The sequence below is a fragment of the Deltaproteobacteria bacterium HGW-Deltaproteobacteria-6 genome, from assembly GCA_002840435.1.
Taxonomy (GTDB): domain Bacteria; phylum Desulfobacterota; class Syntrophia; order Syntrophales; family Smithellaceae; genus UBA8904.
Window position 1 is genome coordinate 119664 of sequence record PHAT01000006.1, and the last position, 26192, is coordinate 145855.

General features: G+C 50.4%; 23 protein-coding genes. 8 read left to right on the forward strand and 15 right to left on the reverse strand.

What is annotated here, in order from left to right; all coding sequences use genetic code 11:
- Window positions 1-14 precede the first annotated feature (14 nt).
- From CVU71_15085 to CVU71_15120, 8 genes are all read right to left on the reverse strand, one after another.
- Window positions 15-494 carry a hypothetical protein gene (locus tag CVU71_15085; GenBank protein ID PKN17752.1) on the reverse strand — a complete coding sequence of 160 codons (480 nt, stop codon included), beginning with the start codon at window positions 492-494 and terminating at the stop codon, window positions 15-17.
- A 136-nt stretch (window positions 495-630) separates the two neighbouring features.
- Complete coding sequence (locus CVU71_15090) at window positions 631-1206, reverse strand: flavodoxin family protein (protein ID PKN17753.1); 576 nt, start codon at window positions 1204-1206, stop codon at window positions 631-633.
- Window positions 1207-1331: 125 nt separating this feature from the next.
- Window positions 1332-2399, reverse strand: coding sequence for a hypothetical protein (locus tag CVU71_15095; GenBank protein PKN17754.1), 1068 nt, complete (start codon window positions 2397-2399; stop codon window positions 1332-1334).
- Window positions 2400-2479: 80 nt separating this feature from the next.
- Window positions 2480-2953 (reverse strand): HXXEE domain-containing protein, encoded by a 474-nt coding sequence (locus CVU71_15100; GenBank protein PKN17755.1) that lies wholly within the window; start codon window positions 2951-2953, stop codon window positions 2480-2482.
- Between the two features lie 88 nt (window positions 2954-3041).
- Window positions 3042-3380: a hypothetical protein gene (locus CVU71_15105; protein ID PKN17756.1), complete on the reverse strand. Its 339-nt coding sequence runs from the start codon at window positions 3378-3380 to the stop codon at window positions 3042-3044.
- Between the two features lie 58 nt (window positions 3381-3438).
- On the reverse strand, window positions 3439-3981 hold the full coding sequence (locus tag CVU71_15110) for a hypothetical protein (protein ID PKN17757.1): 543 nt from the start codon (window positions 3979-3981) through the stop codon (window positions 3439-3441).
- Window positions 3982-4103: 122 nt separating this feature from the next.
- On the reverse strand, window positions 4104-4556 hold the full coding sequence (locus CVU71_15115) for a hypothetical protein (protein ID PKN17817.1): 453 nt from the start codon (window positions 4554-4556) through the stop codon (window positions 4104-4106).
- A gap of 120 nt (window positions 4557-4676) precedes the next feature.
- Entirely contained in the window at window positions 4677-5246 is a 570-nt protein-coding gene (locus CVU71_15120; protein ID PKN17758.1) for a hypothetical protein, read from the reverse strand.
- A gap of 293 nt (window positions 5247-5539) precedes the next feature.
- Between CVU71_15120 and CVU71_15125 the strand changes: the two genes are divergently transcribed.
- From CVU71_15125 to CVU71_15140, 4 genes are all read left to right on the forward strand, one after another.
- Window positions 5540-7405 (forward strand): radical SAM protein, encoded by a 1866-nt coding sequence (locus CVU71_15125; GenBank protein PKN17759.1) that lies wholly within the window; start codon window positions 5540-5542, stop codon window positions 7403-7405.
- A 221-nt stretch (window positions 7406-7626) separates the two neighbouring features.
- Window positions 7627-7932, forward strand: a complete 306-nt coding sequence (locus CVU71_15130; protein ID PKN17760.1) for a hypothetical protein — start codon at window positions 7627-7629, stop codon at window positions 7930-7932.
- Between the two features lie 62 nt (window positions 7933-7994).
- Window positions 7995-10868, forward strand: coding sequence for a hypothetical protein (locus CVU71_15135; protein PKN17761.1), 2874 nt, complete (start codon window positions 7995-7997; stop codon window positions 10866-10868).
- A complete protein-coding gene (locus tag CVU71_15140; GenBank protein ID PKN17762.1) occupies window positions 10849-11703 on the forward strand; it encodes an alpha/beta hydrolase in 855 nt (284 codons plus the stop codon). The genes CVU71_15135 and CVU71_15140 overlap by 20 nt, the downstream gene beginning before the upstream one ends.
- A 33-nt stretch (window positions 11704-11736) precedes the next feature.
- Here the strand turns inward: CVU71_15140 and CVU71_15145 are convergent, their stop codons facing one another.
- Window positions 11737-13191 carry a B12-binding domain-containing radical SAM protein gene (locus CVU71_15145; protein ID PKN17763.1) on the reverse strand — a complete coding sequence of 485 codons (1455 nt, stop codon included), beginning with the start codon at window positions 13189-13191 and terminating at the stop codon, window positions 11737-11739.
- A gap of 12 nt (window positions 13192-13203) precedes the next feature.
- Complete coding sequence (locus CVU71_15150) at window positions 13204-14085, reverse strand: lauroyl acyltransferase (protein PKN17764.1); 882 nt, start codon at window positions 14083-14085, stop codon at window positions 13204-13206.
- A 187-nt stretch (window positions 14086-14272) separates the two neighbouring features.
- On the opposite strand from CVU71_15150, the gene CVU71_15155 reads away from it, so the two are divergent.
- Window positions 14273-15664 carry a hypothetical protein gene (locus tag CVU71_15155; GenBank protein ID PKN17765.1) on the forward strand — a complete coding sequence of 464 codons (1392 nt, stop codon included), beginning with the start codon at window positions 14273-14275 and terminating at the stop codon, window positions 15662-15664.
- A gap of 68 nt (window positions 15665-15732) precedes the next feature.
- Here the strand turns inward: CVU71_15155 and CVU71_15160 are convergent, their stop codons facing one another.
- The 3 genes from CVU71_15160 to CVU71_15170 all read right to left on the reverse strand — a co-directional run bounded on the left by CVU71_15160 (window position 15733) and on the right by CVU71_15170 (window position 21034).
- Window positions 15733-17448 (reverse strand): AMP-dependent synthetase, encoded by a 1716-nt coding sequence (locus tag CVU71_15160; GenBank protein PKN17766.1) that lies wholly within the window; start codon window positions 17446-17448, stop codon window positions 15733-15735.
- Between the two features lie 109 nt (window positions 17449-17557).
- The gene (locus tag CVU71_15165) at window positions 17558-20644 is read right to left on the reverse strand and encodes a hypothetical protein (GenBank protein PKN17767.1); all 3087 of its coding nucleotides are present in this window, start codon (window positions 20642-20644) and stop codon (window positions 17558-17560) included.
- A gap of 186 nt (window positions 20645-20830) precedes the next feature.
- Window positions 20831-21034, reverse strand: coding sequence for a hypothetical protein (locus CVU71_15170; GenBank protein PKN17768.1), 204 nt, complete (start codon window positions 21032-21034; stop codon window positions 20831-20833).
- A gap of 25 nt (window positions 21035-21059) precedes the next feature.
- Here CVU71_15170 and CVU71_15175 point away from each other — a divergent pair, with 25 nt between their 5' ends.
- Genes CVU71_15175 through CVU71_15185 form a run of 3 tightly spaced genes read left to right on the forward strand, consistent with a single transcriptional unit; the run spans window position 21060 to window position 24423 of the window.
- Entirely contained in the window at window positions 21060-22715 is a 1656-nt protein-coding gene (locus tag CVU71_15175) for a hypothetical protein (GenBank protein PKN17769.1), read from the forward strand.
- A 2-nt stretch (window positions 22716-22717) separates the two neighbouring features.
- Entirely contained in the window at window positions 22718-23410 is a 693-nt protein-coding gene (locus tag CVU71_15180) for a sensor histidine kinase (GenBank protein PKN17770.1), read from the forward strand.
- 17 nt (window positions 23411-23427) lie between these two features.
- Window positions 23428-24423, forward strand: coding sequence for a hypothetical protein (locus tag CVU71_15185; protein PKN17771.1), 996 nt, complete (start codon window positions 23428-23430; stop codon window positions 24421-24423).
- A gap of 104 nt (window positions 24424-24527) precedes the next feature.
- On the opposite strand, the gene CVU71_15190 is transcribed toward CVU71_15185, so the two are convergent.
- Window positions 24528-25142, reverse strand: a complete 615-nt coding sequence (locus CVU71_15190) for a hypothetical protein (protein PKN17818.1) — start codon at window positions 25140-25142, stop codon at window positions 24528-24530.
- A 240-nt stretch (window positions 25143-25382) separates the two neighbouring features.
- Window positions 25383-26105 (reverse strand): glycosyltransferase family 2 protein, encoded by a 723-nt coding sequence (locus tag CVU71_15195; GenBank protein PKN17819.1) that lies wholly within the window; start codon window positions 26103-26105, stop codon window positions 25383-25385.
- Between the last annotated feature and the right edge of the window lie 87 nt (window positions 26106-26192).

Sequence of the window (26192 nt, forward strand, 5' to 3'; positions counted from 1 at the left end):
CTCATCCGCTCACGTCATTTCTTTTTTGAAGAGACAACGAGGTGCGTTGTAGTTACGCGCACCAGCACGCAATTGTTGTCATCCCGGACAACGGTTTCCACAACCTTCATTTTGCGTCCGGAATGAACCACCACGGATTCCGCCGTCGCGTTGCCCGTGTTGGTGTTCCGCAGCAGATTGGCATTGAGCTGCACGGAAAACGGAAATGTCCCGTCATCTTTCCGGCAGGCCGCGGTGGCAGTGATATCCGCAAGCGAAATCAACGACCCCGCGGCAAATACTCCCGTAAACTGACTCGTGTTAGGGCAAAAAGGCATGGTCATGACCGCACGACCTTCGCCGATTTCAACCGGTGTGATACCGAAAGCAATAAAGATATCTCCACCCTTCTCCTCAAACGGCCGCCGGAATTCTGCAACGGCTTTTTCATCAAGCATTGGCATGGTAAAACTCCTTGTGAATCCTAAAGTAAAGTATTGTATCCATCGTCTCATCAGATAGTGCAGCGAAAAATAAGCGGGAGCGCAGGAATCGGCTGGATTGCTTTTGTAATGATGCCTTTTGCCGGACTTGCCGTACGAATCTCATTGTAATTTATTCAATGATCCTTTTTCAACCCTGTCTGCATTTTTATGCACTTATTTTTTTCAATAACCAGGCCATGTTTTCGCCCAGAATTTTCATGGTGTCCAGGCCCTCTTCATCATTTTTTACATCTTTTTCTTCCAATCCCATCCCCAGATTCCAATAGACCGAACCCGGCACAATAAGCTGGTTGATAAAATAGAGCTTGTTGATGGCATCGAACGCAGCGGTTGCTCCGGCTCTGCGCACTGCGACAACAGCCGTGCCGACTTTTCGTTTCAGCATATAGTCGTTGGCAATAGCGACCATACCGGCGCGGTCGATCAGCGCTTTGACCTCCGAGGTGACATTGGCAAAGTAGGTGGGGGAGCCGATAATGATGCCGTCCGCCTCAACCATTTTGGTCACAATCACATTCAGGATGTCATTGTCAATTACGCAGCGTTTATTCTGATTTTCAAAACACTTCAGGCATGCCGTGCAGCCATGAATCTTTTTGCCGCCAAGCTGAATCTGCTCCGTCTCAATTCCTTCCTTTTGCAGTTCTGCAAAGACCGTATCGATGAGCATGGCGGTGTTCCCCTTTTTTCGCGGGCTTCCATTGATTGCAATGACTTTCATTTTTGTCCCTCCTTCATTATTGACGCATGACATAAAAATCGGCTGGATGGAACGGTTTTCCTCTTCACTGATCACGGCTCAAGCGGGGCAGCGGAACAGATGAACGGCCTGTTTCAGAGCATCCATCAATTGCCGAAGAACTCTCCCATTCTCATGAGGATGGAAATGTCACCTTTGGTGGTATATTTCTTTTCCATGAACATTTTTTGCCCGTCCGCTTTTCTGGTCAAGATGTCCATCCAGACTTCAAAAGGTGATTCAATGATCAGATCGGGATTGCTGCTCTTGCCTGATCCGGTTGTAAGGCTTCCATTTTCGATTGTGAAGTAGCACTCCCCCGCCACCTGGCCTGAAAAATTGAACTGTATGGTAAACCTGACATCGCTGGCTTTATGGGCCTTAAATGAGAATTTCATCAGCATTAGGAAGGTTTCAATGGAATCCGGTCGCGGAATCAGGCGCTTCTTCTGGGCCTCTCCCATGGTGACGCCTTCGTTGATGCAGGTCTGCCACATCAGGTTCCCCAGGGGCGCCATCTCTTCAAAGTCGGTAATCGGCTTTTTTATTCTGTCCATGGTTTCCGGAGATATCTTCATGGACGAAACCAATTCCCGCCCGCCCTGAATCAGGGCCTCCCGGATGTCGGACATCTTTTTGCTGGAAGAGGATCGTGTAAACATTTCCGATGACGGCCGGTAGATCTCCGCCACCAGCCGCTGTTCCCGAAACAGGAAATTCACATAATATTTCAGCGCGTCGAAGACACTTTCTTCCGGAAATCCGGCTACGGAAAGAACCGCAACAGGCGGCGCTTTGTGCCGGTAAGGATGCCTTGTGACGCCGTCGCGTTTTTCGAAAAAAGGAAGCGCCATGGGAAGCGTTCGCTCGATAAAGGTTTTCATCATCGCATTGACGGTATAGTGGAAAAGCGGGGTGGCTAATATTACCAGATCGCTCTCCAGATATTTGGGGAGAATCTCCTGGGTCATATCGTCTTTGTGGATGCATACCCCGGGAGTTTTGGTCCAGCAGGTATAGCATCCGATGCAGTACCTGATTTTCTTCTTGCGAAGCTCGACAATCTCCACTTCGGCGCCCGCCTCGCGCATGCCCTGGAGCAGATAATCCAGTATAATTTCCGTCTTACTGACATCCCCCGTCCGGGCGCTGGAATTAACAGCTAATACTTTCATGGATACCTCCTGTGGTCAGTTCATAGCATAGAAATCAGCCGGAGCCTAGTGATCGTCTGAATGATTCAGCGGCTGTTTCTTTATTCTTTCATTATTTTTTTGCCAATGAAAAATAATGGTTTTAACAGGGAGACAATAATTACCGTCGTCAGGATAAACGAAAACAACAATTTAATATTCGTAATATGCTCTTGATTCTTTATAAAAACGATGTACAACCCGATGGGCAGATTTAACAGACATCCGGTCATCGTGCCGGGAGCGTACCTTCTTAGAACGATCGATGCAATCAGATGAGGGAATATGGCATTTAAACTCATCATGAGCACGAATCCCAAATAGATATATTTCACTATTTCTGATGTTTCACCCATAACAAGATAGGCAAAAGTTATCAAATAACCAATGATCGTAATCATCAGCACGGCAAAATGAAATTCTGTTTTTTCAACTGCCGGATGAAACTTTTTCGCATATTTTGACCAATCCGGCAGCCAGAATGCTTCTTCAAGATTATGCAGAGTAAATGACAATAAAAATAGCAATTCAAACATGTTTTTGCTCTTTCCTTAAACTATTGCACATCGCGTCCCGCATAACGGCAACTTCAAGCAGGAGCGTACCGATCGCTGGATGGCGTTGTTAAAAGCGCACAAAGTATAATAAGTAACCAATTATAATCATTACAATAGGTCCCCCAACCGCCAAGGATTGCAGCGCGTTCATTTTTGTGTGTACAATTCGAATACCTCTTGCGCCTGATTGATAATTTGTTCGCATCGTAACTATGACACTACATAGCCAGAGGATCAATAGAATAAAAATTGATTGGCCGCACATATTATGCCAGTAAGTCCACTGAGACAAATTGCCAATGCCTGCTTTATCCATTGCTGCATCGGCCCGATATCCGGCAAAGAAGAAAAGCAAGACAAGGAATAATTCTGCTATTGCGATTATCTTTAAAAAGTTCTGTTTCATTTTTGCAAGTTTTCGAAAAAATCAGCCGGAGCGCAGCGATCGGTCGTATTGGCTTTTGTTAAACACCATTTTTTTTAGCCTTTCCTTTCCGGTACGCCATATTGAGCACGAAGCGGCATAGGACTTTCCTCCAGGCGGATAAAACGAACGTCTTAGACAAAAGGCTGCGGTCGCAATTATGACACGCCGACGCGTACCAGGAAAAAGGTGTGCCGCAGTCAGGACACGCCCAGTGTTTTTTCTGCGCATTGAGCCAGTAGTCAACTCCGTCACGTTTAATAGTCTTTAGGTTTAATGGCGCTTCATGAGCGTGCGGAAGGAATCTTGCAACTGCTTGCCATGTGTTATAGCTTTTGCATGGGTAATCGGCGCAGTCTACGCAATGCTCTATGTTTTTCTCCCTTGCGCAACGACGGAGACCACATGTGCTACAACCAGCATACACGGTGTCCGACTTGCAACCACTGCAGGCGAGTTCCTCTTTCGGCACACTTCTCAGACATGTGGCAAACTGATCAGCGAGACCGGTTTCACTGTGTTTAGCTATTGAGCATGCACCACAGTAGATTCCGCAGTAGGTGTCAGGATTGAATTTACTCATTCTATTTCACTTTATTGCATAGACCCATATTCAATCAAATTTGATCGATCGTTCAACCTGTTTATCGTTTGGATCAGCCGCGACTGTAAAGAGTCGGCTGCATCCGGGGTTTATGCCGTTTCTCAATGGCGTGAATGAAGCGCCGCATGCCCCATGCCTCGCTTTATCAGCCACCGATTAAGTGGTAACGCCGCAACCCAGGCAACCCCCAAGGACAATGCCATACTGTTCCAAAACAGAATTGTGTCTAAGCCGGCTTCCATTGCGCCGGGAACTAATAACATGATCAGGTTGTCGACAATCTCCATCAACGTTATCGACGCGGTATCAGCAACAAGTGCCAACCGTGCTGCCATCCGAAAGGCCATCCCCGACCGCAATAGCGGGAGCATAGTAAGAGAATAACCAAAAACGAAGGCTAGCATGATCGCTATGAAAATCGACAGCGCATTCCCCCATCCAGCCGCGATGCCAACTGCGAGGCCAAGCACCTCTCCTATTGCACATCCAGTCATGCAGTGCGTCGTTGCACGGACAGCAAGACGGTTTAAGGACAGTTCGGGTTTAGGGTGCATTCCATGGTTGCTGTGCTGATCCACATCACGTTCCTATATCTTGGGTCAGATATAACGAAAAGCTAAGCCGGAGCCGCGCCCCTGGCGCGGCGATCGGCTTGAGCGACCTTGTTACACGATTTATTTCTTATTACAGCCATAGAACCTTGCTATGTGTTTCTTAGAAGCCTCTAAATAACTCAGACATACATTTACTGAATTCTGTAAAGATTCATCTTTTAAAGAATATATCTTTTCAATGCGCAATTCAATGGCCCTTACTGCTAGCTCAAGTGAACTATAGCGTTTATCATCTATGTCTGGACCACCACAGACAGCCTGAATACGGAAAGTTGGTACAGTAATGGTTAAAACCATTTTAGCGTCATGCTCAAGTGCCTCACCCACTGCTAAAGTCAGCATTTCGCTTGTACCGGCGTCGGTACCGGGCTGAAGTGCTATTGCCACCTTAAGCCATGCTTCTTCACCTGATGCGATTCTTTGCAAGAGTGACTGCCACATAACATTATTTTTATATATTTCGTTTACGACAAATTGCGCCCCTTTATGATTTATGGAACCTAAAATGGATGTTGGATTATTTGTTGAAATAAATTTATCAAATTCTTCAGCTCTACACATGCCTCCAGGCAATAAAGTTAGAATTATTAGCATTGTCAGAATAATAATCAATGAAATATTTTTATTCATATTATCTTTTTTGTGTAATAATTAATATACAGCACACGTAAAATCCGGCTTTTTGTGCAAAACTAATTTTTGGAATGATTTACCGTCTACACAAATACTCATTGAAAATCAAATAAATATTCATTATTGTGCCCTGTAAAAGGTCCTTTTACAGAAAATACCTGGCGCGTTTTTAAGGGGTTTTTGACCCATCGGATATTTCATTGTCGGACTGGACAGATGAATCCTGTGTGGCAGATGAGGACAGCCATAAAACTCCAAACTATTGCGACAGAAGCTGACATTCACCGCCTATGAAAATACTGCTCATCACACCACCCTTTACCCAGCTCAATACCCCATATCCGGCGACGCCTTATTTGACGGGGTTTTTGAAATTGCAAGGCTATGACGTGGTTCAGGCCGACCTCGGAATTGATCTGATCAACGCCGTTTTTTCCCGGGAAGGTTTTCAGGGACTTTTCGACTCGATTAAACAGCCCGTCAAAAAGCTTTCCCCTAATTCCCGCCTCATCATCAGGAATCAGGCAAACTATGTGCAGACCATCGACCAGGTCATGAGTTTCCTGCAGTACCGGGATAACACACAGGCCGCGCTTCTTTGTACAGAAACATTTTTACCCAGAGCTTCCCGATTTGATCAGATGCCTGATCCGGGATGGGCCTTCGGAAGCATCGGAACGAACGACAAAGCCCGGTTTCTGGCAACGCTGTATATTGAGGATGTCGGCGATCTCATTAAAGACGCGGTAACACCTTATTTTGGTTTCAGCCGATACGCCGAATCGCTGGGACTGTCGGCACATTCTTTTTTGCCGATCAAGCAGGCCTTACAGCAGCCGGAGAATTTTCTTGAAACCCGGTTACTGGAATTGCTCAAGCGGCAGCTTGAGCGGGTTTGCCCCGATGTCGTCGGCATCACCCTGCCCTTTCCCGGAAATCTCTATGCGGGATTGAAATGCGCTCAATTCATCAAGAAGTATTTCCCCCACATTAAAATTATTGCGGGCGGTGGCTTTGTTAATACGGAGCTTCGTGAACTGTCCGACCCGACGGTCTTTGACCATCTGGACTTTATTACCCTGGATGACGGCGAACGTCCTTTTTTAAGCATCCTTCAGCATCTCCAGGGTGAAAAAAATCGGGAGGAACTCGCCCGAACATTTATCCGGATGGACGATGCAGTAAGGTATATCAATAACGGTAAAGAACCGGATTTTCGTCATGCCGAAACCGGCTGCCCGGATTATTCCGGCCTCCCTTTAGACCGATACCTGTCTCTGATTGAAATGGCCAACCCGATGCACCGCCTGTGGAGCGACGGATGTTGGAACAAGCTGACCCTGGCCCACGGTTGCTACTGGCATCAATGCGCTTTCTGCGATACCACGCTTCCTTATATCCGGCGTTATGAAACCGCCCCCGCTTCCGTTCTGGTGGACCGGATCGAACAGGTGATTGCTCAAACAGGGCGGCGCGGTTTTCATTTTGTAGACGAGGCGGCGCCGCCCGCGGTCCTCAAAGATGTGGCTCAAGAATTACTGAAAAGAAAAACCGGGATTTCCTGGTGGACGAATATCCGCTTTGAAAATGCCTTCACCTTCGAGCTCTGCCAGTTGCTGGCGGCATCCGGCTGCATTGCCGTCACAGGCGGGCTGGAAGCGGCCTCGAACCGGCTTTTGAAGTTGATGAATAAAGGGGTGACCATCCGGCAGGCGGCCCGGGTGTGCGACCATTTCACAAAGGCCGGCATCATGGTGCATGCGTATCTGATCTATGGCTTCCCGACGCAAACCGCGCAGGAAACCGTCGATGCTCTGGAGATCGTCCGTCAGTTCTTTCACGAGGGGCTGATCCAATCCGCTTTCTGGCATCGGTTTACCGCCACGGTGCACAGCGATGTCGGAAAAAATCCGCAGAAATATTCCTGCACGATACCGAATCGCAAGGCAGGCGGGTTTGCCGGAAATGATCTCGTGCATGAAGATCCCAATGGCTGCGACCATCAGCTTTTTGCGCAGGGCTTGAACAAGGCGGTTTATAACTTTATGCACGGCATCGGCACGGACATGGCGGTCAGGGATTGGTTCGATTTTCCCGTGCCCAGGATTTCAGTAAAAAGAAATTACATCCAGCAGGCCATCAAGGATCACCGATAGGCGCTCTTTGCCGGGGTTGTTTGACGTTTCAACGCCGGAGATTACTGACACTGAGAGGACCGATTGATTTTACAAAAAAGTCGCGGCTCCCGAAGCACCGGAGAAATAAACAAATTCTCTTCCTTCCTGTAATCCCTGTTTCTCTAGTTTTTATTATATGCTAAATTACGACCTGCTGCAATTTACGGAAATAAAGAAAGTAAATAAAAGGAAAAGTGAAAATGAAAAAAACATGCGGGTTTCTGCTTCTGACGTTGTCTCTCGTTCTGGTTTTATTATGTAACAGCGCAGCGGCTAAACTATCCGGGCAAACAATCTATACTTGTTATGTTAAACAAAATCAGCACTGGATAAAAGCAGGGGAAATTTCCATTATTGATATGACCAGACCCCCTTTGTCCGACCTGGCAAAAGAGTGCAACGAAGTCTTCTCCATATGCGAGAATAGTTGTTTTGCCTGCAGCCCTATTATGACTAATCCGGTTTCAAGCGATTGCCGAAATAAAGAGGACAAGAGCTCAGAGTAGTTGTTGTCAAATCCCGCTGAACCAAGAGAGGTAATTCCAAATTTTCAGATTGGTACAGTGACATGAAAGAACGTCTTTGCAAATTCGTCCTCTTCCCGCTTATCATTTTATGCGCCGCCGTATCGGTTGCGACAGCCGCTAATGAAACTTATTCCCAGTCGCTGGTAAATGCCAAGACAAACGCCGATGCGCCGACGAACTGGGTGGCGGAAGACGCCAGCATGGTGAAGATAACCGGGGCCGGTTCGGTCGGAACCAATCCATACGGCCTGAAATACTATGGCGATCCAGCCGGCAATCAGTTAATCGTCCGAACGCTAAGTAAAAGCAATGCCTATAACGGCGCATGGGGAACAATGGCAACCGCCGGGACCAACTATTCGGTTTACGGCAGCAAAACATCCCTGAGCGCCTGGGTCACAACGGGAAAAGAAATGACGGGATTCATCGACGGCCGGGGGCTGACCGCCGGCACTCTCGTCAAGGGGGTGGAACGGGGGCTCGGCATGTCCGACACCGGAACCCATGACGCTGTCTTCGAAATGGCAGTCACTGTCGGCAACACGGCCAATGCCTCCCTGCTTCGCCCGACCCGGAATCCCGACCCCACCCAATACAGCACGAATCCGGCGAATTACGGCACCGGCGGCGCCTTTCCCGCCAACGCCCTGGCCGCGGGCATCGGAACAGGAGCGGCGGCGGATGCGGTGTACGCCAGTTACAAGACGGCCTATGCGAATTGGGCGGCGCAGTCTCATGCTGATCCTGATCCATCAAAACGCTTTCCCTGGACGGAATTGGGATATACCTACTACTGGGGGCAGGCGGAAAACGTTCCCGCCAGCCTTTCGGAGGTACAGGGGATGTCCGAGTTCATCCTGCTGGGCAGCACGGGCAGTTCCGATCCGGCCCTTGCGCCCTCCGGCACGGATGAGTCCGGGAAGGTCATCACCATCGGCATCTATGCGTCGCAGTCTTATGTTTACACCAAAAATAACGGAACGAGCTTGAGCAATGCCGCCGATGCGCAATACGGAAACGGGTTTGCCAGCTTCAACGTCACCGGTCCCTGCGACACCCTTTGGGCCGGCGCCGCTTTCCAGGTCGGCGCACATCTGGACGCCGCTTTGCCCAATACGATCACCGTCGGCGCCGGCGGATCAATTGCCGGCGGACAGGGAATCCTGGTCGGGTCGCGGAACTATACGGTCACAAACGCCGGTCTCATTACCGCCAATGCCGATACGAAAAAATTCAATGTGGCCGGAAGCGAAAACATTGCGGTCCTCTTCAAAGGCGACACACATGCTGCGCCCTATGTCGGCGCCGTGAAGAATACGCTGATCAATTCCGGCGTCATTACGGCCCCCGGAGCCAATGGAACCGCCGTGGCGGCCTGGGCGGGCGATACGGAGATCATCAACACCGGCACGATTACGGGAACCGGCACCGGTTACGCCATCAAGACCGGTCCAGGAAACGACACCGTGACCATCAACGGCGGCCGCATCGATGGCAGCATCGACCTGGGAGCAGGATCGAACCGCTTCAACTTTACCTTAAACAAAGACACAGCCGCGTCAGCTCTGATCGTCAACGCAGGCACCGTCACAATTGAAGGCAACACCCTTGCCGTGAGGGTTTCCCCGTCCGGCAACATCCGGAACAATGACCGGTTTCTCATCGTACAGGCGACCCAGCCGATCGTTTACGCGACACCGCTTTCTATCCTTAACGACAGCCAGGCTCCCATGCTCACTTTCCGGGATGTGCAAAGCGCGGACAAACTGGAGCTTTACCTGGTTGCAACACGCGACAACAGTTTCTACGGCCGGCAAAGCGGCAGCCCGTCTCTTGGCGCAGTCCTCGACAATCTGGCGGGCACCGCAACGGGGGATATGGCTTACGTCCTGGGCGCCCTCGACAGTTCAGGAGATGTCGGCAATGTCCGAAAATTGGAACCCAGCGTGAATCAGGGCACGATCCAGACAAGTTTCGGGACAGTCGGCCAGTACACAAACACCGTGATAAACCGCATCGGACAGGCGCTGGCGGCCCGGACGGAAGGCATTGGCCTGACCGGCATCTCGACCGGTGACGAAGCAGCCGGGAACGGGGGCTGGGCGCAGGGGTTCGGCAGTTACCTGCACCAGGGAGCAACGGGAACAAGCGACGGTTACACGGCGAATATCCGGGGTGTCTCCGTCGGGTATGACACTTATCTTTTCGACCATGTCATCGCGGGCTTCAGCGGCGGGTTCGCGCAGAACAGCGTGACGACGCAGGATGTGAACACCCGCACCGACGCCGACAGTTACCAGGGCAGCCTTTATGGCAGTCTGGCCCGGGACGACTTTTATCTCAACGCCGTCCTGTCCTTCGCCTACAACCGGTATAACGCCTCGCGGCATATTGCCTTCGGCGTGATCGACCGCACGGCAAAAGGTGATTACGGAGGACATCAGTATTCCGGTTATCTGGAAGGCGGATATGACTTTAAAAGCGGGGGTTTTGTTCTGACGCCTCTGATGTCGCTCCAGGTGATGCGGCTGCAGCTGGATGGCTACACGGAAACGGGCGCCGGCGACCTGAACCTGATCATGGACCGCCAGCACTATGACCTCTTCCGGACCGGTTTGGGGACAAAGATTGTCTACCCGATCCTGAGAAAAAGCTGCCGGATCACTCCCGAGCTGCATGCGAAATGGTTGTATGACTTCGCGGGAGATGCGCAGCAGACCACCTCGACATTCACCGGCGGCGGCGCTTCGTTTGTCTCGAAAGGGTCCGACCCGCCGCGATCGAGCGGGAATCTCGGCGCAAAGCTGATCGTCATGACCCAGGCCAACTGGTCGGTGTCGCTTAACTATGATTTCGAAATAAAGCCGGATTTTTACAGCCACAACGGATGGATCAATGTGCGGTATGAGTTCTAAATCAACTGTTCTGCTGCTTTTATCGCTTGGTTTGCTTTTGGCAACGGGATGCGCAACCCTCTCGCCGCAAAACGGACGGTACGCAGCGGCTGACCGGGTGGCCGCTGCGGCAAACCTTCAGAAATCCTATATCAAAACCGCATCATTTACATTGACCGCCTACGCGAAATACACAAGCGAGGGCGAGCCTCTGCATATTTACATCGAGGGGGATGGGGCGGCGTGGCACTCCCGCACCTGGCTTTCGGATGATCCCACACCCAAAACCCCGCTTGTGCTGGAGCTGGCCGGAGAAGACCCGGCGGCCAATGTGGCCTATCTGGCGCGTCCCGGGCAATATGCCGCTTCCGGCATCCCGGGCTGTAATAAGGCTTACTGGTCGGAAAAACGTTTTGCAGGTCCGGTCGTCCCGGCAATCAATAAAGCCATTGACGTGCTTCGCGAACAGGCCCGGGCAAAGGAGATCCACCTCATCGGCTATTCCGGCGGGGCGGCCATCAGTGTCCTGATTGCCGCACAGCGCAACGATGTGATCAGCCTGAGGACTGTGGCAGGGAACCTTGATCCGGAGGCGATCAACCGTTACCATCATGTCAGCCCCCTGAAGGATTCGCCAAACCCGATGGACGCGGCTGAAAAACTCCGGAAACTTCCCCAGCGGCATTTTGTCGGCGCAAGGGATTTGGTCGTTCCCCTCCGCATCGCCCAATCTTTTTTGAAGCGCCAAGGCCGTCGGGATGAAAGCGGGATAACCGTCGTCGAGAATGCCGGCCATGCCCGGGGATGGCGCGAACATTGGAAAACGCTGCTCGCCGTACCGCTGACCCCTCAATGAAACAGTCGTCCAGCTCCATTCAATCGTCCCTGATTATTTATCCGGTTCAAACTGATTTTTGGCCGACCAGAACGACGGCAGATGGCGTAAAAGATAGAGCAGGCTTTTGCGATGCTCCCAGAGGCGGGCGCGGAATCTTTTGCGCCAGGCGGGATCGGAATAAAAGCGTTTGACGTGTTCGTTGTAAAGGTGATCCAGTTTTTCCTGGGATGCAATGCCGCGCGGCACAAAAACAAAATTCAGGCAGTTCATCAGCCGCCAGTCTTCGTTAAAAGTTCCTTCATCGCGGATCGTTGACCACAGCGGCGCGCCGGGGAACGGCGTAAACTTGGCCATGTTCATGTCGTCGAGCCCCAGTTCGATGATGAAGTCGGACGTCCGCCTAATCGATGCCTCGGTTTCACCCGGCAGTCCCATCATGAAAAGCCCCTTGGCGCGTAAGCCCGCGGCCTGAATTCGTTGCACGGTGTCGCGCACGCCGGCAAGCGACACGCCGGATTTGTGGCGCATGAGCATTTCCGGGTCCGCCGATTCAATCCCCAGCGACACCATCAGACACCCGGCATCCTTCAGCATCTTTAATAAATCATCATCCGTGTAGCCCACGCGCACGGCACAGTTGAAGTTCATCCCCAGAGGGAAGCGCGCCATTTTTTCACAAAACTCCACAATGCGTTTCCGGTTGGCGGTAAAAAGATCATCGTAAATATTGACATGCCGCACGCCGAATTTATCGCGCAGGTATTTCATGTGTTCGTAAATGTACGCCGCCGAGTTGTAGCGGAAACCTTTTTGAAAAACGGAACGGTCGCAGTAGGAGCATTGAAACATGCAGCCGCGCGAGGTGATCATTGTCGCGCCGGGTGTCTGTCTGTAACTGAACAGCGGCAAATGGTAGTCACGGGGAAAGCCTACGAGTTTTTCATAAGCGGGAAACGGCAGGCAATCGAGATCGGCTATCTGCGCCCGGGGTTCATTGGCGATGGCCACGCCCGCCTCCCTGCGGATCAGGCCGGATATGCAGGCCGGATCAACGCCTGCCGCAAGCTCGCTCATCGTGACTTCGCCTTCACCCGCCGCAAAATAATCAAAGGCAGGATACAGCGCCAAAAGCTTTTCCTGAAGCGCGGAGACATGAACGCCGCCGCAAACGGTGATGATAGACGGATTTTGTTCTTTGATCTTTTGCGCGAGCTCGGCGGCATCGGGGAATGACGAGGTGGTGGTGGAGAATCCGACCATCCGGGGCTGAAACGCCAGAATCTCTTTCACCTGCCGGTCAATGTTCACCGGGGCGCCGGGTCCCAGACAGTCATAGACGAACACATCGTGTCCGTCGCCTTGCAGCCAGGCCGCGATGGACAGCATACCCTGCGGCACCATGCGGTTGGCGATATCGGTGATGTCGCGCGAGCCTCGAAACCAGTTGAACCCCCGCGGATGAACCAGCGCGATGCGTTTTCTTTGTTGAGCGTTTACCCTTATCATCCTGATCCTTTTTTACTTATTTATCTTTTCACCCAGAAATGGCTCGAAATGATGCCACTCGAAGGGATGCGCTTTCGCGAAACAGGCCAGATCGTCGGCATAGGACTGCGCGGATGCAAGCACCGCCTTCTTTCGATCCGCGCGTGTCGCGGCACGCACCCTGCGCCCCCGGGATACTTTGATATGATAAACCCCTTCCACCTCCTGATATACAAAGAACGTCATCAACGGCGCACCCGTCATCAGGGCAAATAAATGCGGGGTGTCCGGCAGACGCACCTCATGACCCAGAAAATCGACGACAACCGAAGTCTGCTCTCCCCAGAGCCGGTCGCCTGTCATGGACACAATGCCGCCTTCGCGCAGAAAATTAATCCCTTCCAGCAGGGCGAAAGGCGATTTTTCCTTCTCGCCGGTGGTCACAACCCTGATGCCCGCCTCGGCCAGTTTGTCCTTTTGCAGTTTTTCAACCTGCTCTTTATGTTTGGCGCCCAGGTAAAGCATGATCGGCAGGCCTTTCCGGTTGAGCCTTTGCGCCGCCAGTTCCCAGTTGCCGATATGCGACATGACCACAATCGCGCCGGTCTTGCCGGCCACGGCTTCTTCCAGATGCTCCCAGCCCTCCCGGATAAATTCAGCCTCTTCGCCGGCCCAGGGTATGAAGCGATGAACATAAACATCGGTAAAATTATGAAACTGCTTCCAGACGCAATAGAGATGATAAAAAAATCCGCGGCCGGCAAACAGCGCACGGTAGAATTTCAAGCTGTCCGCCACCCGCGCCGGAAACAGAAAGAAATACCCGGTGGCAATAAACCAGGAAAAAGTTTGAAAAAACCACAGCCCCAGTTTATGGGAAAGAAAAAGCGCTATTTTGTAAGTCAATTTCTTCATGACATTTCCTGATCCCCGCGATGAACCGCCAATGCAGTTGTTTTACTGACCGTATTAAATATAATTTTGCCAGTTATTCAATCAATTATTTTCCGCCCGCAGGCAGAAAAGCATTTTTTAAGTAAAACCTTTCATGTTATGGTATCGTTAAATTTATTCAGGAAAGGGACGATGATTCCGCAGCGCCATGGCCAATCCACCATTCAAAACAACAGTAAGGGATTTCTTAACTTTCTGGAAACCGTCCCTGGCCAGGAAGTTGACACTCTCTTTTACCATTTTCGGTCTGCTCATCGGCTATGCGGTTTTTATTTTTCTGGCCGTCTCTTCGACAAACACCTTCATTAAAGTGACATCGGAATCGGTCGGACAGTACCTCGCATCCCTCTCCAGGGATGATATCGCCGATAAGGAAGGCGAACTCTTTAAAATCATCGACCAGCGCATGATGAATATTGAGAAAACCGCGGAAGTTTTGCAGGGTATTTTTCCGTCGTTAAAATATGACCTTTATTTTCAAAAGGACGGGATCTGGCGGCATACCTATAAGGATGCGCAGGGCGCCGTTCAGTCAGAAACCGTCGTTGATCCTGTCTTTTCCCAATCGCTGGATAAAGCTAAAACAAAGAGAATTCAAACATCATCACTTTTCTTCTACGGCGCCGAAGACACGGTTAATGTCAAAATCAATATCAGTCCCGGGCACGGCGGCTATACGCAGATTATTTCTTTTGACATCCATCGGATGGGTTTCCTTAAAATGCTGCAAAGGAACATTTCCAAAGCGGTTCTTTTCTTCGTTCTGCTGCTCGTTATTTCACACACACTGGGTCATCTCTTCAGTTTCCGGCTTGCGCGGCCTATAGAAAAACTCTCCCGGGAAGCGGAAACCATCGCTTCCGGACAATATGAGCGCCGGTTTACAACAGATCGGAAAGACGAAATCGGCATGCTGGCAAAGTCCTTGAACACCATGGCTTCCCGGATTATTGACGGAACCCGCGAAAGAGAAAATCTGCTGCTGGGGATTCTGATTGCTCTGACTCGAGCCATTGATGCCAAGTCTCCCTGGACCGCGGGCCACAGTGAACGGGTCACGAAGTTCGCGGAGGCCATCGGCCGCGGCCTTCCCTTGAATGATGAAGAGATGCACGTCCTGTCCATTTCGGCCATTCTCCATGACATCGGTAAAATCGCCGTCCCGGAGCAGATTCTCGATAAGCCGGGAAAACTGAACGATGAAGAATTCGCCGTCGTCAAGAAGCATCCGCGGGCGGGAGCGGAAATCATCTCCTCCATTCCTTCCTATGAAACGATTCTTCCGGGGATTCTCCATCATCATGAACGCTGGGACGGGCAGGGCTATCCGGCGGGTGTCTCAGAAAGGAATATCCCTCTTTTTGCCCGGATCATTTGCATTGCCGATGTTTATGACGCGCTGACGGAAGACCGGCCTTATCGCAAAGCATGGGAGAGCGGCCAGGTCCTGCAGTTTTTTGAAGAGCAGAAGGGGAAAATGTTCGATCCCGAACTCGTGGATATTTTTATGAGCGTTCTTAAAAACCAAAATAATAATTAAAAGGAATAAACCGGATGCATTTACTCTGTTTGGCCGGGTCAAACAGACCCGGCCAAACATTTTCCTTATTATCCGGCAAACTTTCCCTCGGCTTTCAGCTTGGCGATTTCTTCTTTTTCCAGCGTGTTGAAGGCCACTTTGCCGACCAGGGTTTTGGGCAGATCGCTGCGGAACTCTATTTGCCGCGGACAACTCCACTTGATCAGATGTTCACGGCAATAGTTAATCAATTCCTTCTCCGTTTCCGGGCTCGCGTCGGATGGATTCTTTAAAACAACAAACGCTTTCACCGCCTGAACCTGAGCCTCATCCGGCACGCCGATCACGCAGGCATCCCGCACTTTGTCATGTTTGTAGAGCAGTTCTTCCACCTGCGCGGGATAGACGTTCATGCCGGAAGATTTGATCATCCGCTTCTGCCGCAGTTTGAAATAAAAGAATCCGTCCGCATCCATCGAACCGATATCGCCGGTGTGCAGCCAGATCCGTCCGTCGGCATGCGTCTTCAGGGTATTGGCGGTCTCCTCGGGCGAGTCGAGATAGCCCATCATCACGGCGGGACCGGCGACACAGATTTCACCTTCTTCGCCAAGCGCCGCTTCTTCGATTGTGTCCAGTTTGACGATCTTGGCCAGCATGTCCGGAAAAGGTATGCCGATGCTGCCTTCGCGATAGCAGCCAAGGGGAGTGGCCATGATGGCGGTCACGGCTTCGGTGAGCCCGTAGCCTTCCAGGAGTTGAACATTGCCGCCCTGCTTTTTGACCATGTCTTCAAAGCGTTCTTTCACGGGCCGGGGTAAGGCATCGGCGCCGGAAAAGGTCGCCCGAAGGCAGCTCAAATCCGCTTTATGCATCTTGGGATTGCGGGAAAGGGCGTCAAAGAGCGTGGGGACGCCGATAACAAAAGATGGTTTTCGTGAACGAATTAAATCGGCAACGGTCTCCGGCGTAAAGATAGGAACAAGAATACTTTTACCGCCGCCCATAAAACAGGCATTGATACAGACGCCGAGACCGAAACCGTGAAAGATCGGTAAAATGGCCAGCACGGATGTGGCGTCGTCCAGTTTTCCCCACTCCGACACCTGCTTGCCTTCGGAGATGAAATTCATGTTGGACAGCATGATCCCCTTGGGCACGCCCGTGGTGCCTCCGCTATACAGAATCACGGCCAGATCGTCCGTGTCCATTTTCACCTGCGGCACTTTGGGGTACTTTCCTTTCATCAGATCCGCCCACCATTTGACCATCGGGTCTTCGGGCACTTTGGGAATGAGCCTGCCTTTGGTGAGATTGAAGCCAATCCGTTTGACAAGGCCCAGATAATCAGGAATCCGGGCCAGAATCAGTGTTGTGAGCGGCGTTGTTTTTTGCACTTCTTTGAATTTGGCGTAAAAAGCGTCGAGCGTCAGGGCGAAGCGGCTCTTGGCCACGTTAAGATAAAATTCAATTTCTTTGGCCGTGGACAGAGGATGGATCATGCTGGCTACGGCGCCCAGTTTGTTGGCGGCATAAAAGCAGATGATACCCTGCGGGGAGGTCGGCATGGAAATGGTGATCCGATCATCTTTCTTAAGGCCCAGCGCGGAAAGTGCGTCGGCGCACTGGTCAATTTCGGAAATAAACTTGCGGTAGGTGGATGTGGTGCCCATAAAATCGTAGGCGACGGCTTCGGGCTTTTCCCGCGCCGTCTGCAGAAGCGCTTCATACATGGTGACACGGGGATAATCAATCGTGTGCGGCACATTCTGATAAAACTTCAACCAGGGTTTCTGCTCATACATCTTTGCACCTCCTCTGCTTGTTTTAGATATTCTTATCTTATCAATGACCCATCAAGACATTCTCCCGGAGGCGGGTAAGATCCCGCCCCCTGCGTTTTACCTTCAGGCTTCAGCCTTCATCCTTCGGTCCAATAACTTTTTTCCCCACGAACCATTTTTCTTCTATGCCGGCTGTTGGCGAGTTGAAAACTTTGACATCAAATCCGGCGGCGGAAATCCAACCGGCAATTTCGTCTTCGCTGCGGAAACGCTCCTGCATGCCTGTCCACTTGACGCGCGCGCCTTCAATCCAGCGCTTCCACGGAACCCTCCTTGCCGAGGGAACGGTTGCGCGGATCAGCAGGGTGCCGCCCTTTTCGAGTTTACCGTAAATCCTCCGTAAAACAAGTTGCAACTCTTCATCGGTAATCAGATGCAGCATGTCCAGCATCATCACATAATCCACGCTGCCTTCCACGTCCGGTAAATCCGGCGCGCGTCCGACCTGCACACATCCGCGCGTTCCGATCACACGGTTGGCAATCAGCACTCTTTCTTCATCCGGCTCCAGACCGAAGACTTTTGCGTCAGGATAAATTTCCAGAAGCCACGTGGCCGGAATGCCATAGCCGCAGCCGATATCGAAAATCCTGCGGGGATTTTTCACATATTGGTCCAGTTCCCGAAACATCGGATCGATGATAATTTTCAACCGGGCAAAAATCCGCGGATAACCGGGTAAATGCCGGTAGCGTAAAAGCGTGCGCTTCAGATGCTCTTTGGAACCGATCTCAAATTCGCCTGACGGATATTGAACGGGCGCAAATATTTTTGCCATCAAAACCGGCAGGATAAAGTAGGCCCCGATTAACGCATAGCCGATGCCTAAAAATGAGACAATTCCGATGCTCTTCAAGAGCGGGTGGCTGGCAAAAATCAAAACGCCGAAACCGATTAGTGTGGTGAAGGCCGACAGAAACATCGAAAATTTGATGGTCTGCATGCCCGGAAGTTTTTCATCAAAATTGCGCTGATAATGGCAGATGTAATAAAGCGCGTAATCATCCCCCATGCCCAAAATGATAATCCACAGCATAATACCGGGGATATCGAGCGGATGACCGATAAGCTTCAATGTGCCCAGCGTGGCGCAGAGTGCAAAGACAACCGGCGCCAGTGCCGCAAGCGACAAACGCCAGTCCAGAAAATGCAGGAAGGTAATGAGAATCAATCCGACGCTGATGATAAGAGCGATTTCCAGAAAGAGATTTTTCAGGACATCGCTAAGCCTCTTGTTGAACAAATCAGCGTCGAAGAGTTTAACGAGCCCCGCGGCGGAAATTCTGTTGAATAAATCATCCGCGTTATAATTTTTTCCGGCGGTAAGCAGACTCAATTGCGTGAAGCCTTGCGGACTTTTGGCAACGCCCAGCATTTCAAAATATTTTTCCGGCATTTCGAAGACACCGGAATCTCTCTGATGAACGATTTTCCAGAAGGGGTCAAACGCATCGGGCGCGAAGCCGTTTTCCCGCGCCGACGCATCCAGGTCACGCTTCAATGCAGCCACACGATCTTTGTTCCAGAACCCTTGCCAGGCGGCAAAATGACTTTGAGCCGATTCTTGGGATGGAAATAAAACGGATGGCAGAAATACCGGGGCAAGTTTTTCCTTCTCCACGTCAGAGGCCAGGAGCGCCATCAATTGTTCATTTTTTTTCTGCAATTCGCCCATGCCTGCCGCTTCCAGAAGAATGTAACATTTGCCGGAAAGATTTCCCCAGGTTTCCTGTAATTTTTTTTCGGCGTTGATCGAATCCTTGCTTACTGAATTCATAGCCTGCAGATCCACATTAAAAACCGGCTTGGCAAAAACCAGCATAACCAAACCGAAGATAATCGCGGCTGCCAGTTTCCATTTCGCGGGGGCGGCAATTTTGAGAACAGCATTGAGAAGGAAAGGGTTGGTCCGGCGTTTTGCAGGCGGCATGGCTGGAAATATTTTTGGAAATACAAAATGAACAAAAACCAGGGCAAAAGCGACACCCAGCGCGGAAAAAACGCCGATCTCGGCCAGGATTTTAAAGTCGCTGATCAAAAGCAGCAGGAAGGCGCCAACAGTAGTCACCGTTGCCATGAACTCCGCCGACCAGACCTCGCGCGCCACCTGTTTGCCATAGGTGGTATGAGGCTGATCAAGAAAAAGCAGATACGCGATTCCCATATCAACAGTAAAGCCCATAATAGCGCCGCCGAAACCAATAGACAGTATGGACATGGATTTGAACAAAAAAGAACAAACAAACAAAGCGGCAATGGCCCCCACGGTGGAAGGCAACAGCGCCAGAAGCCCGATGAGCGGCCGGGGAAAAGCGAAGATGATCAGAAGAATGATACACACGGTCGTTAAAATGATGGCCAACTGCACGTCGCGCTTGGCAATGGTTTCGTTATCCAGCGCGGCGCGATAGGCACCCACCGACGTCAGGACATATTGATCTTTGAAATCCGCATTGCCCCCGAGCGTTTTTCGGCAATCATCCAGAAGTTTTTCAATTTGAGCGGCTTTGGCCGTGTCCGTTCCCGATCCGGATATCCGGGCAATAATCAGCGCGTGCCGGCCGTCGGCGGAAATGAGCTGCCCCTGATAAAACTGCGCTTTATTGGCCGGCATCAGGAGAGACATTTGCCCCAGAATTACAGAGGACATTCCCAAAGGGTCTTTGGCCATCATGTCGGCCCGGCCAATCCCTTCCAATTGCTCCAGACTCTGCCGGTTCCGGGCCACGGCCACCCGGATATTTTCCGGTGTGAGCAGCGGCTGAATTTTTTGTTCCAGATCGGACGCGCTGAACAGCGACGGCAGATTGTTATGAACATGTGCGATCAGTTCAGGAAAACTTTCTGCCTCGTCGCTTACGCCGACTTTGGTAAATAATCCGCTCTTATTTAACTGGACTGTAATAAGAGACGCCGCGCGAACGAGTTTGTCGCGGTCATTTCCCTTCTGTTCCAGATCAATAAAAATTTTATCCTGGATGGGCAACCGGCTGATCACCCGGCGTGCAGAAGCCAGCACCGGATCGTTTTGCGGCATGGATTCCAGAATGTCGGTTGAAATTTTTAAGTGGGTGGTTTCCCAGAAAAAAAGCAGTCCGACAACCAGAGCAGCAATAATAACAATCGACCATTTTATGGAGTATTTTTGCGGCGGCATGCAAACCTTTAGAATCTCTGGATATTTTTTTACTTACCCTGCGGTTTTTTAACCATATTTCCGGGGCACTGGCAAGCTAAAAACAAAAAGGTTGATACTATTTATTTCAGCAATAATATCAAAGTATTATTTATTCATTGTTTTTTTATTTATTTGCTAAAGATTTCTTCAATAAATGTCGATGATTTAATCAAAGAGTTTCTGGAGTGTTCGAAGAATACTCAGGATGGCGGAATCGAACAATAAAAATAATACAGCGGCCTGCCTGATGATTTTCAGCCTGAGGCCGAAATAAATTTTAAAGTGATTCCAGCCGGATCGACAAAGACGGCACATCTGGAACTCAATACCCTCCGCGATCCCTTCCCGGGGGGTATTTTTTTTCTGCAAGCTATGCTACTCTTACTATGCATAAATAATATTCCATATCGGGTTTAAAGTGAAACAGGAAAGCAAACCGCAAATCAGTTTAAAAACGAAAAAAGTTCTGATTGTCGACGATTTTTTTAATTTTCGTCTGACCGTCAAAAATATGATGCGTTCACTGGGCATCCTGTTTATCGATGACGCCGCCTCCGGCGAAGATGCCGTCAAACTGATGGCTGTCCGCCGATTCGACATTATCCTGTGCGACTACAATCTGGGGCCCGGAAAAAACGGGCAGCAGGTGCTGGAAGAAGGTAAATTCCGCGGGTACATCAATTCCTCCACCATTTTCATTATGCTGACAGCCGAAAACACGACGGAAATGATCATGGGGGCGATAGAATATAAACCTGATGATTATCTCATGAAACCGTTCGCCAGAGAAGTGCTGGTCAACAGAATTAAAAACATCGCTGCAAAAAAACTCAACCTGCGGGACATTGAAACAGCCATTACGGAAAACGACTTCAACCGCGCGATTCACCTCTGCGATGAACTGCTCACGCAAAAGCCGGGCAATATTTCCGAAATCATGAGACTCAAGGGCGAAGTCCTTCTTAAAAAAGGAGCCTATAAGGAAGCTGCGGAATTTTACGATAAAATTCTGCTGATGGGCAATGTGCCCTGGGCTCAGCTGGGACGAGGCCGTACAGACTTTCTTTTGGGAAACTATGAGCGGGCAAAAAATATTTTTGAGCATATCATCGCTCAAAACAATAAAATCATGACCGCCTATGATTATCTCGCCCAAACCCTGATCAAAATGCACAACCCCCTTGAAGCGCAGCAAGTGCTGATGAACGCCGTTAAAATTTCACCAAGAGCCCTGCTGAGGCATAAAAATCTCGGCAGCCTGGCCTATCGCAATGAAGATTTCACTACAGCCGAAACCTCTTTCAAAAGCGCGGTGGATCAGGGCAAGCATTCCTGTTTCAAGAATCCCTCCGACTACACCAACCTGGCCAAGACGCTGGTTCATTGCGACGCGCCGCAGGAGGGGCTGAAAGTACTGGGAAACGCGCTTCATGAATTTCCGGACAACAGTGATACACGCCTGCACTTAAGCGTCGCCGAAAGTTACGTTTATACCAAAATGAATAAAACCGACGAGGCCAGGCGCTCTCTGGCCACTGCGCAAAAAACCGCGGCAGAGCTGGATGGCGATATCCCCGGCAATCTGGCGCTTGACCTGGCCGAGGCCTATCTGGCAGCGGGAGAAACGGAAAAAGGGACAGCCCTCATTAAAAGTATCGTGGAGAGCAATCACGACAACGACGAAGTCCTGGATAATATCCGCGCCGTTTTCAAGGAAATGGGAATGGCTGAAAAGGGCGAAGCATTGATTGAAACCACGCGGGATGAAATCATCGAGCTCAATAATAAGGGCGTGAAACTGGCTCAGGATGGAAATATTGCAGAAGCCATCACTTATTTTGAAAAGGCGGCCGATCATCTGCCGGAAAATAAAATCATCAACGCCAATGCCGCCCATGTCCTGATGCTTTATATGAAAGAACGGGGCATCCATGAGGATCGTCTCGCTCAGGCAAAAACATATCTTGACAGAGTGCGGAAAATTGACGAAAGTTACGCCGATTTTGCCGCGCTTCTGACCATGTATCGAGAACTCTCCGCCGAGGAGTAAAAATGGAAAATAAGATAAGCTTTGCCGACATCCTGGCGTCAACCCTGCACGACACAAAAAATTCCCTGGGCATTTTATTTAACAATCTGGAAGACATCATTGCCAGTTGCCGCGAACAGAACTGTGAGCGATATACTGAATTCTACATGCTGCAATACGAAATTAAACGTTTAAACAACAGTCTGATCCGGCTGCTTTCGCTTTACAAAGCCGAAAAATCACAGCTTGTCGCCAACATGGATTACCACGCCATCGGTGAATTCCTGGAAGATGTCGCCGTTGCCCATGAAATTCTTCTGGACTCCCGCGGGATCAAGCTTTTCACGGAATGTGAAGACGGTCTTTTCCGGGCATTCGACCGCAATCTGGTCGAGGGCGTACTGGACAACATTATCAATAATGCTTTCCGCTATGCGCAAAGCACGGTTAAAATAAAAGCATCGACGGACAACGGCTATCTGGTTATCCAGATTGAAGATGACGGCGGAGGCTATCCGTCAACCATGCTGATCAACGAAAACAAACACCCCGAGTTTAAGCATGAAATCGATTTCAAAACCGGCAGCACCGGACTGGGCCTGTATTTTTCCATGATGGTTGCCGCCATGCACGTCAATCAGAACAAAAAAGGTTTTATTTCCATCGTTAACGGCGGCAGCATGGGCGGCGGCGTATTTTCCATTTACCTGCCGTAACCGGGGAGAGGAAACACATGGCTTCCAAAATTTCCAACATCACTGAACTTTTCCATCGATTCCATCAATGCGAGATGCAGCTCAAACAGAGCAAAATTGCCGCCTGCCTCATCGGATTTAAAGAAGTCATAGAAAAAACAACGGCCATTCCTAAAACCGAAAAAGAAAAGAACGAACTGCATCAAAGCATTGAACTCTTCCTGAGAAACCTTTCGGCGCACAAGAAATTCCAGGAAATTTTCGGCATGGTGTCGTTTGGCGATACCGACCTGGAAACCAACCTGGAATTTATCAAGAGCATGATCGTCGCCCAGGAAGAAGATATTGTTGAACGCATTAAAAAAGATGAAGAGGCCGCCGAAACACAGAGACTGGAAATCGACCGGGAGAAACAGAGGCAGCAGGACCAGCAGCGCAAAAAAATCGTGCAGGCCATAGCGTTTATCGATCAGGAAAAACTGCCGCAGGCGATGGAGATCATCGGCGAAAGCGAAGATATCCGGGAAGCCGTCGTGCTCCACTATAACGATATCGGCATGCAGTGCCGCACGGACAAATCATTTGAGGAAGCCGTTAAAAACTATGCCAATGCCATCATGCTCTCGCCGGAAGATGAAAACCTGTATTACAATATGGGGCGCGCTCATTTTGAGGCGGGAAATGCGGACAAGGCGGAGAAGTTTCTGGGAAACGCCATAAGACTGAATCCGGATTTTAATGAAGGAAAAGTCTTTTACGATTACCTGCTGCAGCTAAACGCCCCCAAGACCGGACAAGTCAACCATGAAAATAAGTTTTACGGCTTTTTTCAAAAATTTTTGCATTTCCTGCGAAAACCGGAGGTTAAACCTGTGGCTGAGCCGTCCGCCGCGGAGCCTGACGAGGATGCACGGAAGGATGCTCCATTGAAGCAACCGGATCCTGTCAAACGCAAGAATCAATTCAACGGTTTTTTTCTGAATATTCTAAAAAAATTTAAAAGCCTGAAGAAGGCACCCGATCATACGGAATGAGCGGCAGGAAGGAAAGACGAGCGACGCTTCACCACCCTGCCCTGATGACCTGATACCCTGAAGGGCACGCGTGCGGGCGGCAAGCGAGATGCGCTTTACGTTTTTTAATATGTCCAGAATTTCTTATTGTGCATTTTCATATCGACAATGCGTTTGAATAAATCGACGGACGACAGGATGTTTTCCTCCAGGAAATATTTCCCGATTAACGGCTGCACCTGCTTTTGCTTTTCCAGCAGACGCGCTAATTGATACCGCGACAGGCGCCCCAGCCGGAAAGCGCATTCGCCGAATTTTTCGCCATACCTTCTGCAGCGCAGAATATCCACAATGTCGCCGCCTTCCAGCCAGCCCCAGCTTACAGCAATGGCCCCGACGGACGGCCGCTGCAATCGCTGCCAGACAATCGCTTTAATGAGCGTGGAAAGGGAAACATGGCCCGCATAGTAAAGATACTGGCCGAATAAAAGCCTTCTTGACGGCATCCGGCCCGTATAGAGCGGCTCCACTTTAACGCTGGACGTTTTTCCGCGGGCAGCCGGACGCATGGGCGGCCGCTTTCGCTCGTAAAGGGTCCCGCCTTCCGTAAGCGAATACTTCCAGGGAGCGGCCATGAATTCCTGCAACAGCTGATAGGCCAGACTGATCTCTTTAAAACGGTCCGCCATGAAATCGGCCTGTCCATCCATCACCGCCGCGCGGTCGGGATGCGTCTCCATCGCTTTCTTGCGATAAGCCGCCTTAACACCGGCCGGTTTCAGATATCGCAGAAACTCGATCGACACGTCGATATCCGTTCCGAAAAGTGATTCACAGGCTTTGAATAAATCCTGTCTGGAAACTTCAGCAACCGGCAATATTTTATCTCCCCTGCTTGCTTATGGCACGGCGACACAACATCCATGCTGGTTTACAAGGTACCACATGGCATCCTGTAAATTCAAGCAGCAATTGTAAGCTCAATGCCGGGAAAATATCCGGGTGAAAATCAGACGCGTAAATGTTTTGGAGTTGCGTAAAAAATCGACAAACGGACGGAAGTGGGAAATTCTTGATCCGTCAGGATTGTAAACCACACGCACCGGCTTTTCGATAATCGGAATGCCCTTTCTATGGGCCTGCACCAGAATTTCCACTTCGAATTGAAAACGCCGCGCCCGCGTATGGAGACTCAAGGCTTCCGGCAGCGGATAAATTCTCATGCCGCTTTGTGAATCCGAAAGCATGGGCCCGCCGGACAGCCGGACCCAGAAATTGGAAAACTTCCGGCCGAAACGGCTGGTCCAGGGAATGTGAGCCCCCAGGGCCGCGGTCATGCCCTCGCGCGCTCCAATAACCATAGGACGTTTTTTTGCGGGAATGGCGTTAATCAACTTCAACGCATCTTCAGGATAGTGCTGGCCGTCCGCATCGACTGTAATCGCGTAATCGGCCACGCCCGATGCGGCCATAAAACCGGTCAGTATCGACGCACCCTTGCCCTGATTTTTTTCGTGGCGCAGCAAATGGATGTCTTTGATTTCCGCCAGGCGCTGCGCCGTTCCGTCAGTCGATCCGTCATCCACAACAAAAACAGGATAACCAAACGCCTGCGCCTGTTTAATGACCTGCGCCACCGTTGCGGCATGGTTGTAAACCGGAATAATAAAAGCAAAGCGGCCGACATTTCTCGTCGTTCGCATCTCGTGAAGCGTATCTCGTCGTTCGTCGTTCGTCGCTTGTTTTTCGCTATTTATTTTTTGATTCATTTTCCTCTTTTTTTTCTTTTC